Genomic DNA, 14,418 nt, shown 5'->3' on the forward strand with positions numbered 1-14,418 from the left:
TGGAGATACGGCTAACAGACCGGCGGAGATACGTCAAGGATAGGAGTCGGGGATAGCGGACCTCGCGAGAGATTCCATGGGGATGGAGCGAGGCCTCAGTCCCCGCTGCCCCAGACTTTGGATTGCAGTGAGCCATCGCAGCCGTGATAGGATGACATCACATGCGTGATACTCCCCCAGCCGCTACCGGATTCAAATGGTTACTCCGCATCGTGGCCCTGGTGGTATTGGTCGTCATCCTGTCCTATGGTGCCATCATCGTTGCGCTATTCATTCGATTCCCCCCACCCGATGAACTCACCGACCGCATCCCGACCGCAACGGAAACAGGCAAACTGGCTGCGGCAGGCTACCCGCATCCTGTCACCCGCATCGTAGACATCGATACCACTGGCGGCATGACCGGAGATGGAGAGACGTTGAAAATCCTCTGCTTTCCTACCGACCAGATCGAGAAGATGAAAAGCGTCATCGCTTCGTCACAAAGCGCCGCCGGGGAGTGGCGGGCAGGGCTCCCCGCCGAGCGATGGTGGATCTCATACATGGGGAGAAAGATCCCGCACGAACTGGCACTTCAGGAGCACGCCCCAGCGGAGGATTATATCCATCTGAAGGTTTCACCGCACGCCTGCCTCATCATCGACAAGAAGAGAGGAATCAGTTATGAATATCGTCTTTTCTGGTAAGAATATGAGGTGAGGACGCCATCTTCCCCGCCGAAGGTCTCACGAACTTCGCTACATCTCCCCCATCCACGCACCGGCCTGCTCCCCGCGCTCCAGATACCATTTCAGCGCGAACAGCGAAGCGGACCAGCCGAGCTTGTATTCCCACACGGCGTAGGAACTGAAGGGCATCTTCGCGTGCCTGAAGTCGAGGCGGGTCCCGCCCTCCCCTTCCTCCTCCATTTTCCAACTGACCGTGGATGAAGACTCTCCGAACCAGGAATAAACCAACCGGCTGCCCTCCACATATTCCTCGATCCGCCCGGGACCATCTCCGCCTTCCTCCTCCATTTCCCAGCCGAATGAATATCGTCCTCCGGTGTGGTTCTCGATCACAGCGTCCTCCCCACTCATCCGCTCCCACTTCCGCAGTTCCGCCACATCCGTGAGCGCGGAGAAAACAGCCTGCGGTGATGCGGCGATCCGGATGGAGAAATTGATCTCGTCATCGACATCATGCTCCGGAATCCCCGGCCCCGCGTCCCCGTCCTCCAGCAGCCCGCGCAGGCGGCTGATGGCGTAATCCCACGATTGCTTCTGGAAACTCATGCCTTCCGGGTCATAGCCGAAATAAGCCCCTGAAGGAGCATCATGCCCGGCCTGTTGGCTGACAGAGAGCATGACGCCGTCGTCGTGGGGCGCGAACCCTACATCCAGGCGGGTGGGGTACCCGTTGATGAACCAGGTGAGGGAGAGGAAGGAATGTTCCCGCACCTCCTCCACCCGGTGCCTGCCGGACTGGAGGGGCAGCTTGGAACTGATGAGGAAGTCACCGCCCGCCCGGCATTCGACGGTGGCGCGGGTGGCCAGCCATCCGGCAAGGCGGGCGTCTTCCGTCCAGTATTCCCAGCACCGCGCAGGGCTACTACGGATCAGGTAGTGGGTGGTGCAACCATACGGCTTTTCCTCATGGGAAAGATCGGCACCCTCTCCGGGATCAACACTCATGCGGCATCATGAGTGTGGATCCCCCGGATGGGTCAAGGAAGAGATGGGGTGATGGAGCAGCGGATCTTATGGGAGATTCGGCGGGGGCACTCCGCCCATCCCTGGACAGCGTATCTGATGGATGCCATCTCCCCCACCGAAGGTCTCACGATTTTCGCTACCCCACCTCACTGCCCGCCTGCGGTAGGACGGATGATGATCTCATTCACATCCACATCCGCCGGTTGCCCGATGGCGTAGGCAATGCCGCGGGCGATGGCGTCCGGGGTGAGGGCCACGGCGCGGAAGTCGTCGATCATCTTCTTGGTGTCCGGATCCGAGATGGTGTGGGCCAGCTCGGACTCCACGACGCCGGGGGAGATGATGGTCACGCGCACGTCCTTGTTCTCCAGGCGCAGGCCTTCGGAAATGGCGCGCACGGCGAACTTCGTGCCGGAATAAACCGCACACGTCGGCCATACCTGGAAGCCGCCGATGGATGACACATTGATGACCTGGCCGGACCGGCGGGACTGCATGTGCGGCAGCACGGCGGCGATGCCATGGAGCACGCCGCGGATGTTCACGTCGATCATCTGGTTCCACTCCGCGACCTTCAGCTCATGCAGCGGGGAAAGCGGCATGACACCCGCGTTGTTGATGATGACGTCGATGCGCCCGAACTTGTCCAACGCGAAGTCCGCGAAGGCCTGCGTGTCCTCAAGGCTGGTGACATCGAGCGATTTGATTTCAACCTGTCCTCCCGCACCGCGGATCTCCCCGGCGAGCTTTTCCAGACGGTCCACCCGGCGTGCGCCGAGGACGACGGTGTGGCCCAGCGCGGCGAGGTGGCGGGCGGTGGCTTCGCCGATGCCGCTGCTGGCTCCGGTGATGAGGATGATTTTGGATTCGGTGGTGGTATTCATGGGATCAAGTTTCTGGTTTTCAGTGTTCAGTTTTCAGGAAGAGACGAAGTGTCAGATAAAGAGGCCGCCGGAGGCCTCGATACGCTGGGCATTGACCCAGCGGCCTTCGTCGGAGCAGAGGAAGACGGACACGCCCGCGATGTCATCCGGCTGCGCGGTCCGCCCGAGCGCGGTCTGAGAGACGATGGCGCCGCGGATGGCGGGATTCCCGAGGGAGGCGCTGGTGAAATCCGTCTCCGCGGGGCCGGGAGCTACTGTGTTCGCCGTAATGCCACGCGGCCCCAGTTCCTTCGCCAGGTAGCGGGTGTAGACCTCCACCGCACCTTTCATCGCCGCGTAGGCGGAGTAGCCGGGCAGGGTGAAGCGGGCCAGCCCCGTGGAGGTGTTGACGATGCGGCCACCGTCCGCCAACAACGGCAGCAGCGTCTGGGTGAGGAAGTAGACGCCCTTGAAGTGGACGTTGAACAGGCGGTCGAAGTCCTCCTCGGACATCTCCGCCAACGGGCCGCGCACATCCATGCCCGCGTTGTTGAGCAGGAAGTCGAAGCTCTCCCGACCCCAGGTTTCCCTCAGGGCGGTGGCGGCCGCTTCCGCGAAGGCGGGGAAGGATGAGGAAATGCCGGTGTCCAGGAACAGCGCGGCGGCTTTCCGTCCCGTGCCACGGATCTCCTCCACGACAGCCTCCGCTTCGTCCTTTCCACTGCGGTAGGTGAGGATCACGTCGGCTCCGTGGTCCGCCAGTTGCAGGGCGGTTGCCCGGCCCAGCCCGCGGCTGCCACCGGTGATGAGTGCGATCTTTGCGTTCAGTTTCATGACGGGAACACGGTGCCACAGAAGATGCCCCATCCACAATACCCACACCTCCCGAATGATTGCCTGATTCTATCACCCGATAGATCCCTGTTGCCAAATCCACCCCGATCCTTGTCTATTCCTCCATGAACAAGAAACCAACGCTTACTTCGCTGCTGGAAGAACTCACCTCGGAGGAAGGTGTGCGCCCGTCCCCTCTCCCCGGCGTTCGGCTGATGCGCTCCACGGAGAACTGGCCGCGCGTGCCGGTGACCTATGAGCCCGGCATCGTCATCATCGCGCAGGGAATGAAGCGCGGCCACATCGGCGGACAGACCTTCAACTACGGTCCGGGAAACTACCTGGTGCTGTCCCTGCCCCTGCCATTCGAGTGCGATACGGAAGGCTCCGTGGAGGAGCCGATGCTGGGTGTGGCCATCAGCGTGAACCCCGCCATCGTCGCGGAGCTGGTCATGGAGATCCGCAACCTGCCGCCGGTCACGGAGCCGCAGACGCTCGCACTGCGCTCTTACCCGCTCGATGGGGAACTTTCGGACACCGTGCTGCGCCTGTTGCTCTGCCTGCGGAATGACGATGACATGCGCGTGCTCGGCCCGCAGATCATCCGGGAGGTCATCTACCGTGCGTTGCTGCGGGAGCGCAGCGGCACCCTGCGTGCGCTGGCCACTCCCCACAGCCACTTCGGCCAGATCCGCCGCGCCCTTTCCCGCATGCACGCGGACTACGCGAAGGCCGTGGACATCTCCACCCTGGCGGCGGATGCGGGCATGAGCGTCTCCACCTTCCACAGCCATTTCAAGGCCGTCACGTCCTCCCCTCCCCTGCAGTATCTGAAGAACATCCGCCTGCAGAAGGCGCGCATGCTCATGGCGCATGATGGTTTCACCGCCAGCACCGCCGCGCGGGAGGTGGGCTACGAAAGTGCCTCCCAGTTCAGCCGCGAGTTCAAACGCTACTTCGGCAACACCCCCGCCGCCGTCGCGGAGGAAATGCGCTCGGCGATGATCCGGCTGTAAGAAGGTCCGCGTGGAGAAGTCCCCGCGAGAGCCGCTTCATCATCGCGGGCTATCAATGACCAGTCTTTGAATCTTGTCTCCCCTCGGAAGATTTCCTTATCTTGAGGGAGATGAAGAAGTCGATTCCGCTCATTCTCGCCGCGTTGATTGGTATCGGCGCATATCTGGCGGGGCGGAATTCCTCTACACAGGCGGCCAACGGAGAGGAACGGGAAGATGTGTCGGATATCAAAGGGGCGGGCCGCCCCGGTGGCATCGAAAGACGGACCATGACGGAGCAGCGGAGAAGTCCCCGTCCGTCCGGCAGCAACAGACAGGGAACCGCACCCGCATCAGACACCATCATCACCCCCGCCGAAGCAGGGAAAGCGCTGGCGCGGCTGCGTCTGGAGGAGAAAAATCTGGAGACGCTTGCGGCGAAGACCCGCGAAACCATCGCCCTGCTCTGCAAGGCCGGCTATTCACGAGAAGCGTGGGAACTGATCGATGGGGAACCGGGAATGGTCCGTGAGGCATCCCTGCAGGGTTTCTTCCATGATGCCGCGCTGCCAAAGGCGGAGCTGATGCAACTGCTGGATGGCCTGGAAAAGAAAGACCGTGCGATGGGACTGTCCGGCTACTGGAACCGCCTCGCGCCGGAAGAGTTCTCCCGGCTGGACCTCTCCGAATTCGCGATCCGCAGCCCGGATGAGCGGGCCGCCCTCCGGCAAACCTTCCAGAGGATGACGGCGAATGCGTATGATCCCGGACACCCGGAACTTGGAAAAGGGGTAAGGCAGGATTTGCTGAATCTGGCCGCGGCGCAGGTCAACAGCGGAGTGCTGGTCTATGAAGACGTCGGGAAAATGCTCAAGCAGGATCCTTCCAAGGATGGCTTCGCCTACTGGGACGCGCTGTCACGGGTGGATCCAACTTTCCGTCAGGGCCAGGATAGCCTGAAAGGGACGGATGCCGAGGTCATCCGTGCCATGACCATCCAGGATCCGGAGCGCACGCTCGACATGACATTGGTCATGGGCACCCCGGCACGGGGCAAGGGCTACGTGGCGTTGGAAAAATGGCTTACCATGGACTTCCGTGCTGCCGAGACATGGTACCACCGCAACAGCAACCAGACGGACGCGGACAGCTCCGCCGTCGCCTTTATGCGGGCCTGCAGGGCGCTCGGCAGGTATCAGGAAGCACTGGATTGGTATGCCAGGATCGAGAAGGAAAGCTGGCGTACCGGGGTGGGTGGAGAAATGCGTGCCATCGAAAGGAAACGCCAGGCGGATGCGGGGAACTGAAGCGGGGGGATGAAAAATTCCATCCCCTCATCTTCCCATCATGTTCGTGGTCCAGGGTCTGGCATCGGTAACGAAACAACCAACACCGACCCGAACCTATGAAAACAATCCTGATTCACAGCCTCATCGCCCTTTCCCTCTCCGCCTTTTCCTCCGCGGATGATGACATCTCCCTCAACCAGTGCCCACCCGCCGTGCAGGACATGATCCAGAAAAACCTCCGCAGCGGAAAGCTGGATGACATCGAGAGGAAACACTACGGCAACCGCAGCATCTACGTGGCGGAGATTGATCTTCCCGGCCGCGATGATGACAACGACCTGGAGCTCCACATCGCGGAGGACGGCGGGATGCTGAAGCTCATCGAGGACATCAATGTGAAGGACACTCCTTCCGCCGTGACGGACGCCCTGCGGAGCTTCGGCGGAAAGGTCGATGACATCGACCGCGTGGAGGTGGACGGCCAGGTGACCTACCATGCCGAGATCGACCGCGAGAACGACCATGATCTGGATGTGGTGGTGGCAGCCGATGGGAAGATCATCCGGGAAACCCGCGACGACGATTGATCACCCTTCGAACCCCGCCGGAGGAGGACTGGCACATCCTCCGGCGGGATGTATGCTCACCCGCATGAAACTGCTCGTCATCGAGGACTCGCTCCGCCTGCGGACGACGCTCGGCCGCGCGCTCACGAAGCTGGGGCACGCGGTCGATCTGGCGGCGGACGGCGGCGAGGGCGATGTGATGGGCCGCACGACCCGCTATGACGCCATCGTCCTGGACCGCATGATGCCGGTGAAGGACGGCATCGACGTGCTTCGCGGCTGGCGCGCGGACGGGATCGACACTCCGGTCCTCCTGCTCACAGCGCTGGGGGAGGTGGAGGACAAGCTGGCCGGCTTTGGCGTCGGAGCGGATGATTATCTGACAAAGCCTTTCGCGCTCGCGGAGCTGGTCGTGCGGCTGGAGGCGATCGGCCGCCGCCGCCACCACGCGCAGGCATCCCCCATGACCACCGTTGGCCCGCTGGCCATCGACCTGACCGCGAAGACGGTGGCGCGTGACGGCGCGGACATCCCGCTCACCGCTCGCGAATTTTCCCTGCTGGAGCTGCTGGCGCGCCGCCCGGGACAGATTCACAGCCGCGCCCAGATCGAGGAGCGCCTTTACTCTGAGACGGACGGCCCGCTCAGCAATGCGGTGGATGCCGCCGTCTATTCCCTGCGGAAAAAAATCTGCCCACCCGGTACCGCCCCGCTCATTCATACCCGGCGCGGGCTGGGCTACGTCCTGGAAGCCGCGCCATGACTTCCATCCGCCGCCGCCTCTCCCTGCCTCTGGGCATAGCCATCGCCCTGCTGTTCCTGTTTGCAGGTGCGGGCGTGACCATCTCCATGCGGCATGCGCTCCACTCCCGGCTGGACGACAGCCTGGACGCCCGGGCGCGCACGCTCGCCGCCGCCGCGGAGATCGATGATGACGAATTCGAGTTCGATTCCTCCGTGAAGGATCTGGTGGATTTCAGAAAGGGGCGTGACTACTACGCCGTCCGTAGATTGTCCGGAGGGACGCCGGTGGAAACGTCCGACGCCGCCGCGGAGATCGGAACGCTTCCATCTCCCGGTGAAGACGCGCCGCTTTCCGTTGACTCCACACTGGATGGAAAGCCCGCGCGCTTCCACCTGCTCCGGTTCACCCCGAAGGACGACGACGAGCGCCGTTTCCGCGATCTCTACCTCGTCATCGGCACGCCCACGGCGGATCTCGATGCCCAGCTCGGCCTGCTGCGTGCCATCATGCTGGGGGCCGGGGCGCTGGCCATCCTCGCCACCGTCGTCATCGTCGGCTATGCCGTGCGTGGTGGATTGAAACCACTGGCCGCACTGACCGACGAGCTGGCCACCCTCCAGCCTGACCAGCTCGGGCGGCGGCTGGAGACGTCCCGCCTCCCCACCGAGCTGAAGCCGGTGGGCCACAGCCTCAACGAGTGGCTCCAGCGGCTGGAGGCCTCCTTCGAGCGCGAGCGCCGTTTCAGCAGCCATGCCGCCCATGAACTGCGCACCCCACTGGCGGAACTGCGGGCGATGGCGGAGCTGGGCGCGATGTTCCCGGACGAGGCCACGCCGGAGCGCTTCCACGAAGTGCTGGCCGTGAGTGACGAGCTTTCCTCCCTGCTGGAGCGGCTTTCCCTGCTCTCCCGCACGGAGGCCGGACGCCAGCCTGTCTCCAATGAACCGGTGGACCTGCGCGCGGCGGTTGATCTTGCCGTGGAGCGTGTCTCGCGGCAGGCGGAGGAGCGCGGCATCCGCTTCACCGCAGCGGTTGATGGGGCGCCCTTCACCAGCGACCCGGTGCTGTGGGCCACCATCCTGCAAAATCTCATCGGAAATGCGGCTGCCCACTCGCCGGTGGGATCAGGGGTGGAGATCACCGCTGGCCCAGGAAATGTCACCGTCTCAAACCCCGCACCGGATCTCACGCAGGCGGATGTGGATCTGCTGTTCGAGCGGTTCTGGAGAAAGGACGCGGCGCACAGCGGCACGGAGCATTCCGGATTGGGGCTGTCCATCGTCCAGGCCACCGCGAAGGCACTGGGCGGGGAATGCTCCGCAGAGCTGTCTGCCGGAGGCGTCCTGACGATCAGCGTGAGTATGTAGCTGAGATGTGAAGTAGCGGCATGGCTGCGCCATGACGGTTGGACGCACGGCCATCACGTCACCTACCATGAAGCGGAAAGCATCCACGGATAAAGACACTTCGGGGCAAGGGCGGATCCACCCAGCCGAACCTCTCACGAGGTTCGCTACGCCAATCACTTCGCCGGATAAGGCGAGGCGGCCAGAGCCTTGAACTCGGCCTTCACCTTGCCCGCCGCATCCTTCGGGGCGTTCAGGCGGATGAATACATTCCCCTGCGGGCCGGGCACGATGGCTGCCAGCGTGACGTGGTTCTCCAGCGGCACCGGCTCAGGGCGCATGGTCGATCCTTTGTAGGTGCCGGTAATGGTGGCGATGACGATTTCCTTCTCCCCCGCCTTCACGGTTTCCTTCTCCAGCGTCGGAGCCGGCTCCGGAGCGAACTGGCCCTGCCAGCGCGCGAGGTTCGCTTCCACGCTGCCACCCTGTCCGCCGGGGAAGTGGTAGAAGATCGCCTCGAGCTTCGGCTCGCCTTCCTTCACCAGGCTGCCCGCGCTCATCGGCCGAGCTTCTTCGGCGGCTTTCCAGCCATCGGCGGCCTTGAATTTCAGGCCGGCGACTTCGATCTCGGCGGCATACAGCGGGGCGACCAGGGCGGAAAGGATGGCAAGATGACGGATCATGATGGGATACCTCTACGGCAATGCTCGGGAAAGTATAGCAGGGAATCTCCGTGCTCTTCGCTACTCCTCGACCGTCTTCTCGAAGCGGCTTAAAGCCCTCTGAAAGCCGAGGCACTCTGGTGGCATCTGCAATCGGTCGCCCATATTTGGGCAGCGGGCTCCGTCACCGTGATGGGGAACCCGCAGGTCACGCAGGTCTGATCAACGGGGAATCCAGCCTGATACTCATGGAGCGCAATCAAGACGCGGTTCTCCTTATCCGAAAAACGAGGATCCGGGGTTTTGATTTCCTTCAAAATTTCCGCGCGGTCTTTCATGATGTCAGAACTTCAGCACAAGGGTCTGAGCCCATCTATTTCTCTTCAAAATTTCCGCGCCCGATCGCATCGAGCACCTCCGCCAACCCACCCAGGTCCTCGCAGAACCACCGGGCTTCGGGATGATGTTTCCTCACCAGCACCGCCTCCAGCCCCGCTGCGCTCGCACCACCGACGTCCGCCACCCACCTGTCCCCGATCATCACGATCCTCACATCGTCCCTCGCGTGTTGCCGCACCATCCGGAAGGCGGAAGGGTGCGGCTTCTCGACACCAGTGAGGCCGGAGGTGAAAATGATCTCGAAATGGGGCGTCAGGCCGAGCGCCGCCACCAGATCCGCCAACTCCGGCACGTGGTTGGAGAGGATCACATGCCGCCAACCGGCTGCCGAAAGACGTTCGAGGGCAGGCACGACATCGGCGAAGACCTCCCATCCGGTAGGTTCGCAATAGATCGCCTTCACCCGGTCTGCCGCGCGGACCGCCGCCTCGTGCGCCAGCCCTGCGCCGCTCTCCAACGCGGTGATGAAAAGCAGTTCGAGCCGTGCCCACCATGCCTCCGCAGCTTCATCCACGCGGACGGTCTCCGGCAGATGCCATGGGAATCCTTCGCGCAGGTAGGGCTTCAGCGCGGCGGCATCCACCGCCACGCCTTCCGTCGCCGCCGCCTGGGCCAGGGCACCGCTCCACCGGCCATCCCGGCGGGCGAGCGTGTCATCGAAGTCCCAGATCAGGTAACCGGCCATGGTGTTATCCGGAAAATATTCCTTTCCGTCCGGCAGGCCAAGCTCACGGCAGTGGTCCTATAACCTGTATCCCCTGACTGGAGCGGTTCGACTCGATCCGGTATAGCCTGTCCGCCAGCTTGGTGAGGCGGCGCGGGCGGTCCACCTCCTTCACTCCAGGAAACGGGACGTAGTAGGTGCCCACCAGCGAGTTCACATAGAAAATCATCGCCTCCGGCCGCTCCCTCGGGCCGATCAACGAGGCCGTCACCCCTTCCTTCATGGCAGGCAAGGACCTCAGCTCCGGGGTAAGTGCAAGGAACGCGGGTTCATCCTGAACCGCAGCCATGCTGTAGTCGTCGTCCGAAAGGTCGGCGGCGGCTACCGGAAGCTTGATGCGATCCACTTCCGTGACCAATTCCACGGGAGGGCCGCCGCCCGCCCCTTTCGGAGGAGAGCACCCGATGCAGGCAAACGTGAAAGCGAAGGCAGCGACGAGTGATTTCATCACCCGATGCTCTCCGCGCCGAAGTAGGGCACCAGCGCTTCTGGGATGCGGATGGAGCCGTCCGGCTGCTGGTACTGCTCCAGCAGCGCCACGTAGAGCCGTGGCAGGGCGGTGCCGGAGCCGTTGAGCGTGTGCGGGAAGCGGTTCTTGCCCTCGCCGTCCTTGAAACGGAGCTTCATCCGGCGGGCCTGGTAGTCGGTGAAGCAGGAGCAGCTCGAAACCTCCAGATACTTGCCGTGGCCGGGTGCCCAGACCTCGATGTCGTAAGTCTTGGCCGAGGAAAATCCGATGTCGCCGGTGCAGAGTTCGATCACACGGTAGTGCAGGCCCAGCTTCTGGAGAATCGACTCCGCGTGGCCGGTGAGGTCTTCCAGCACCTCGAAGCCCTTGTCCGGATGGACGATCTGGACCAGCTCCACCTTGTCGAACTGGTGCATGCGGATGATGCCCTTGTTGTCGCGCCCGGCGGAACCCGCCTCACGGCGGAAACACGGGGTGTAGGCGACCATTCGCACCGGCAGATCGCTTTCCGCCAGGATAGTGTCGCGGACCAGGTTGGTCACGGGCACCTCCGCGGTCGGCGCGAGGAACAGGTTGTTGATGCCGTCCTCACCGGCGTCCGTGCCGTACATGTCGTCCTCGAATTTCGGGAGCTGGCCGGTGCCTTCCATGCACTCGCGTTTCACCAGGTGGGGGACATTGACCTCCTCATAGCCGTTCGCGGCCTGGGTATCCAAAAGGAAGTTGATGAGCGCGCGCTCCAGCTTCGCACCCTTGCCGCGATAAACGACAAAGCCGGATCCGGCGACGCGGATGCCGTCCTCCCAGTTGACCAGCTTGTGGGCCAGCGCCAGCTCGACGTGGTCCTTCGGCTCCGTGAGTTCCGGCTTCGTGCCCCATTCGCGGACGATCGGGTTGGCGCTTTCATCTTCACCCACCGGGCAGGCGTCGTGAGTCAGGTTCGGGATGTTGAGCAGGAGTTCCTGCTGCTTCGCGGTGGCGGTTTCCGCCTCGGCGTCCAGCTCGACGATCTTCTCGTTGATGCCGCGCACCTCCGCCTCCAGCTCGGAGCTGTCCAGCCCCTGCGCCTTCATCCCGCCAATGTTCTTGGAAATCGACTTCCGGGAGCCTTGGAACGCCTGTTTGGTGGTTTCGGCGGCGCGACGGGTTTCGTCGCAGGCGAGGACCTCATCGACCAGTTTCCAGTGGTCGCCGCCCCGTGCTTTGAGGCGTTCTTTGACGAGGTCGGGATTTTCGCGGATGACGCGGATATCGAGCATGGCGGGGTGAGTCTTGCGGGCCGTCGGTGCGCGTTCAAGAGAAAGCTCGGCGGGAGAGATGAGCACCGCCGGCATCCCCCGTCCGGAAAACCGCGTGAAATCCGGGAAAATACCCCTTCCGTGTGATGAAATTCCTGATATTTATGTCAGATTTTGGCCTGTCGTGACGTATGTTCGGGCACACACACGATGGGTTTTCCGCTCTCCTTCCTCCGCTCCGCCACACGCAGCATCCCGGCTTTCGTGGCTGCGGGCATTTCGTTTTCCTGTGTCAGCGCCCGGGCGGCTGAACCGGTGAGCGTGAAGGCCGCGGGAGCGGTCCCGTCGAAGGCCCAGCTCGCGGAGAGCTACAAGAAGGAGATCCTGCCGATCTTCACGACCTATTGCTACGACTGCCACGGTGACGGCTCGAAAAAGGGCGAGCTGGCGATGGACCACTACGCGGACATCGACGCGATGATCGCCGACCGGGATGTGTGGAAGCGCATCCGCGACCACATCGACTTCCGCCTGATGCCGCCACCGGATGAGGATGCCCCGGATGACGTGAACCGGAAGAAGCTCATTTCCTGGATCGATGATGCGGTGTTCCCCGTCGATCCGAACAACCCGGACCCGGGCCACGTGACGCTCCGCCGCTTCAACCGGACGGAGTACCGCAACACCATCCGCGACCTGCTGGGGGTGAACGTGAACGTGGATGAGATCCTGCCCGCGGACGACAGCGGCTACGGCTTCGACAACATCGGGGACGTGCTCACGCTTTCCCCCGCGCACCTCGAGCGCTACCTGGAAGCGGCCCGTGTCGCGCTGAATCTGGCCATCGATCTGGGCCCGCAGCGTCTTCCTCAGAGGGCCGTCAACGGCCAGGACTTCAAGGGCAATGGCAACCGTGACAAGGAAGGCTTCTATTTCTTCGCGAATGCCGAGGCGTCCAGGGATTTCAAGCTGCCTCCGGGGCGCTACAAGTTCATGGTCCGCGCCGGTGCGGAGGCGATCGCCAAGGAGCCCGCCAAGATGGTCCTCCGCCTGGACGGCGTCGACGCCCACACCTGGGAGGTGAGGAACCTCCGCTCCAAGCTGGAGACCTACGAGACGGAGATCCGTGTGGAGGGGAAAGCCAACACGAAGGTGGGCATCGCCTTCACCAACGACTTTTACGACGCCGCAAACCCCGACCCGAAGGAGCGTGACCGCAACCTGCTGCTGAAGCAGGTCATCGTGGAAGGCCCGCTCGACGGACCGCTGGCCCCACGTCCGGAGACCCACCGCAGGATCTATGGTGAAAGGGCCAACGGTCTGACGGACGACGCCTACATGGTGGAGGTCCTCAACCGCTTCGCCCGCCGCGCCTTCCGCCGCCCGGCGGAACCCGGTGAGATCGAGCGTTACCTCGCCTTCAACCGCATCGCCAAGTCCCAGGGCAAGCCGGTGGAGGAAGCGATCCGCCACGCGCTGGAGGCCATGCTGATCTCCCCGACGTTCCTTTTCCGGGAGGAACCCGGCATCGGCACGGCGAAAGGCGGCCGCCAGCTCATCTCCGAGCACGCCCTGGCCGCACGGCTGTCCTATTTCCTCTGGAGCACCATGCCGGATGACGAGCTGATGAAGCTGTCCAGCGCCGGGAAGCTGCGTGAGAACCTGCCCCAGCAGATCTCCCGGATGCTGGCGGACAAGAAGGCGGAGGCGTTCACCTCGAACTTCGCCGGCCAGTGGCTGCAGCTCCGCAACCTATCCGGCACCTTCCCCAACCGCTACCTGTTCCCGTCGTTCTACGACGACCGCCTGGCCCCGCTGATGCGGAAGGAGACGGAGATGCTGTTCGCAAACATCCTCCAGGAAAACCTGCCCGTGGACACCCTGCTGACGGCGGACTACACCTTCATCAACGACAAGCTGGCAAAGCACTACGGCATCGAGGGCGTGGAAGGCGGGGACTTCCGCAAGGTATCCCTGAAGGATTCACCACGGCGCGGCATCTTCGGCCACGGTTCCTTCCTGGTGTTGACCTCCTACCCGAACCGCACCTCACCCGTGCTGCGCGGCCAGTACATCCTGGAAAACCTCCTGCACACCCCGGCCCCGCCACCTCCTCCGAACGTGCCGCAGCTCACCGCCACCGGCGGCAGCAAGAAAAAGGAAAGCCTGCGCGAGCAGATGGAAAGACACCGGGATGATCCGGCGTGCGCGTCCTGCCACGCGCTCATGGACCCCATCGGCTTCGGCTTGGAGAACTTCGACGCCGTCGGACGCTGGCGGGAGAAGGAAGGCGCCAACCCCGTGAACGCCTCCGGCACGCTCGTCACCGGCCAATCCTTCGCCGGCCCGCAGGATCTGATGAAGATCATCTCCAGCGACAACCGCCATGCCTTCCACAAGGCGATGGCGGAAAAGCTCCTCACCTACGCCCTGGGCCGCGGTGTCGATTGGTATGACCGCCCCGCCGTTGAAAGCATCGTCTCGAAGACGGACGCCGGCGGCGGACGTTTCGGCCAACTGATCCAGGCGGTCGTCACGTCCGTGCCGTTCCAGTTCCGCCGCGACTGAAATTCCGAATAATTCTCCGTCCCACC

General features: G+C 63.2%; 15 protein-coding genes. 7 read left to right on the forward strand and 8 right to left on the reverse strand.

Features of this window, described 5'->3' with window-relative positions:
• Positions 1-161: 161 nt before the first annotated feature.
• Positions 162-686: a hypothetical protein gene (locus OVA24_RS21160; RefSeq protein WP_267672206.1), complete on the forward strand. Its 525-nt coding sequence runs from the start codon at positions 162-164 to the stop codon at positions 684-686.
• A gap of 51 nt (positions 687-737) precedes the next feature.
• Here OVA24_RS21160 and OVA24_RS21165 read toward each other — a convergent pair whose 3' ends face one another.
• From OVA24_RS21165 to OVA24_RS21175, 3 genes are all read right to left on the reverse strand, one after another.
• Complete coding sequence (locus OVA24_RS21165) at positions 738-1,673, reverse strand: SRPBCC family protein (RefSeq protein WP_267672207.1); 936 nt, start codon at positions 1,671-1,673, stop codon at positions 738-740.
• Positions 1,674-1,840: 167 nt separating this feature from the next.
• Positions 1,841-2,578, reverse strand: coding sequence for an SDR family oxidoreductase (locus OVA24_RS21170; RefSeq protein WP_267672208.1), 738 nt, complete (start codon positions 2,576-2,578; stop codon positions 1,841-1,843).
• Positions 2,579-2,629: 51 nt separating this feature from the next.
• Positions 2,630-3,391 carry an SDR family NAD(P)-dependent oxidoreductase gene (locus OVA24_RS21175; RefSeq protein WP_267672210.1) on the reverse strand — a complete coding sequence of 254 codons (762 nt, stop codon included), beginning with the start codon at positions 3,389-3,391 and terminating at the stop codon, positions 2,630-2,632.
• A 125-nt stretch (positions 3,392-3,516) separates the two neighbouring features.
• Between OVA24_RS21175 and OVA24_RS21180 the strand changes: the two genes are divergently transcribed.
• From OVA24_RS21180 to OVA24_RS21200, 5 genes are all read left to right on the forward strand, one after another.
• On the forward strand, positions 3,517-4,407 hold the full coding sequence (locus OVA24_RS21180) for an AraC family transcriptional regulator (RefSeq protein WP_267672213.1): 891 nt from the start codon (positions 3,517-3,519) through the stop codon (positions 4,405-4,407).
• Between the two features lie 110 nt (positions 4,408-4,517).
• Entirely contained in the window at positions 4,518-5,693 is a 1,176-nt protein-coding gene (locus tag OVA24_RS21185) for a hypothetical protein (protein WP_267672215.1), read from the forward strand.
• Between the two features lie 98 nt (positions 5,694-5,791).
• Positions 5,792-6,262, forward strand: coding sequence for a PepSY domain-containing protein (locus OVA24_RS21190; protein WP_267672217.1), 471 nt, complete (start codon positions 5,792-5,794; stop codon positions 6,260-6,262).
• Positions 6,263-6,326: 64 nt separating this feature from the next.
• On the forward strand, positions 6,327-7,004 hold the full coding sequence (locus OVA24_RS21195) for a response regulator transcription factor (RefSeq protein ID WP_267672218.1): 678 nt from the start codon (positions 6,327-6,329) through the stop codon (positions 7,002-7,004).
• Positions 7,001-8,353 (forward strand): ATP-binding protein, encoded by a 1,353-nt coding sequence (locus tag OVA24_RS21200; protein WP_267672221.1) that lies wholly within the window; start codon positions 7,001-7,003, stop codon positions 8,351-8,353. The genes OVA24_RS21195 and OVA24_RS21200 overlap by 4 nt, the downstream gene beginning before the upstream one ends.
• A gap of 155 nt (positions 8,354-8,508) precedes the next feature.
• On the opposite strand, the gene OVA24_RS21205 is transcribed toward OVA24_RS21200, so the two are convergent.
• The 5 genes from OVA24_RS21205 to serS form a co-directional block, all read right to left on the reverse strand.
• Positions 8,509-9,015, reverse strand: coding sequence for a hypothetical protein (locus tag OVA24_RS21205; RefSeq protein WP_267672223.1), 507 nt, complete (start codon positions 9,013-9,015; stop codon positions 8,509-8,511).
• An 89-nt stretch (positions 9,016-9,104) separates the two neighbouring features.
• Positions 9,105-9,332 carry a hypothetical protein gene (locus tag OVA24_RS21210; protein WP_267672225.1) on the reverse strand — a complete coding sequence of 76 codons (228 nt, stop codon included), beginning with the start codon at positions 9,330-9,332 and terminating at the stop codon, positions 9,105-9,107.
• Between the two features lie 35 nt (positions 9,333-9,367).
• Positions 9,368-10,078, reverse strand: coding sequence for an HAD family hydrolase (locus tag OVA24_RS21215; RefSeq protein WP_267672227.1), 711 nt, complete (start codon positions 10,076-10,078; stop codon positions 9,368-9,370).
• A gap of 43 nt (positions 10,079-10,121) precedes the next feature.
• Positions 10,122-10,565 carry a hypothetical protein gene (locus OVA24_RS21220; RefSeq protein ID WP_267672229.1) on the reverse strand — a complete coding sequence of 148 codons (444 nt, stop codon included), beginning with the start codon at positions 10,563-10,565 and terminating at the stop codon, positions 10,122-10,124.
• Positions 10,565-11,845 (reverse strand): serine--tRNA ligase, encoded by a 1,281-nt coding sequence (serS, locus tag OVA24_RS21225; protein WP_267672231.1) that lies wholly within the window; start codon positions 11,843-11,845, stop codon positions 10,565-10,567. The genes OVA24_RS21220 and serS overlap by 1 nt, the downstream gene beginning before the upstream one ends.
• Before the next feature lie 189 nt (positions 11,846-12,034).
• Here serS and OVA24_RS21230 point away from each other — a divergent pair, with 189 nt between their 5' ends.
• A complete protein-coding gene (locus OVA24_RS21230; protein ID WP_267672233.1) occupies positions 12,035-14,392 on the forward strand; it encodes a DUF1592 domain-containing protein in 2,358 nt (785 codons plus the stop codon).
• Positions 14,393-14,418: the final 26 nt, after the last annotated feature.

The organism is Luteolibacter sp. SL250, assembly GCF_026625605.1.
Taxonomy (GTDB): Bacteria; Verrucomicrobiota; Verrucomicrobiia; order Verrucomicrobiales; family Akkermansiaceae; genus Luteolibacter.

Bases quoted from the DNA above. Each gene is read 5' to 3' on its own strand.
- OVA24_RS21160 (WP_267672206.1), top strand. From the start codon at position 162: ATGCGTGATACTCCCCCAGCCGCTACCGGATTCAAATGGTTACTCCGC.
- OVA24_RS21165 (WP_267672207.1), bottom strand. From the start codon at position 1,673: ATGAGTGTTGATCCCGGAGAGGGTGCCGATCTTTCCCATGAGGAAAAG.
- OVA24_RS21170 (WP_267672208.1), bottom strand. From the start codon at position 2,578: ATGAATACCACCACCGAATCCAAAATCATCCTCATCACCGGAGCCAGC.
- OVA24_RS21175 (WP_267672210.1), bottom strand. From the start codon at position 3,391: ATGAAACTGAACGCAAAGATCGCACTCATCACCGGTGGCAGCCGCGGG.
- OVA24_RS21180 (WP_267672213.1), top strand. From the start codon at position 3,517: ATGAACAAGAAACCAACGCTTACTTCGCTGCTGGAAGAACTCACCTCG.
- OVA24_RS21185 (WP_267672215.1), top strand. From the start codon at position 4,518: ATGAAGAAGTCGATTCCGCTCATTCTCGCCGCGTTGATTGGTATCGGC.
- OVA24_RS21190 (WP_267672217.1), top strand. From the start codon at position 5,792: ATGAAAACAATCCTGATTCACAGCCTCATCGCCCTTTCCCTCTCCGCC.
- OVA24_RS21195 (WP_267672218.1), top strand. From the start codon at position 6,327: ATGAAACTGCTCGTCATCGAGGACTCGCTCCGCCTGCGGACGACGCTC.
- OVA24_RS21200 (WP_267672221.1), top strand. From the start codon at position 7,001: ATGACTTCCATCCGCCGCCGCCTCTCCCTGCCTCTGGGCATAGCCATC.
- OVA24_RS21205 (WP_267672223.1), bottom strand. From the start codon at position 9,015: ATGATCCGTCATCTTGCCATCCTTTCCGCCCTGGTCGCCCCGCTGTAT.
- OVA24_RS21210 (WP_267672225.1), bottom strand. From the start codon at position 9,332: ATGAAAGACCGCGCGGAAATTTTGAAGGAAATCAAAACCCCGGATCCT.
- OVA24_RS21215 (WP_267672227.1), bottom strand. From the start codon at position 10,078: ATGGCCGGTTACCTGATCTGGGACTTCGATGACACGCTCGCCCGCCGG.
- OVA24_RS21220 (WP_267672229.1), bottom strand. From the start codon at position 10,565: ATGAAATCACTCGTCGCTGCCTTCGCTTTCACGTTTGCCTGCATCGGG.
- serS (WP_267672231.1), bottom strand. From the start codon at position 11,845: ATGCTCGATATCCGCGTCATCCGCGAAAATCCCGACCTCGTCAAAGAA.
- OVA24_RS21230 (WP_267672233.1), top strand. From the start codon at position 12,035: ATGGGTTTTCCGCTCTCCTTCCTCCGCTCCGCCACACGCAGCATCCCG.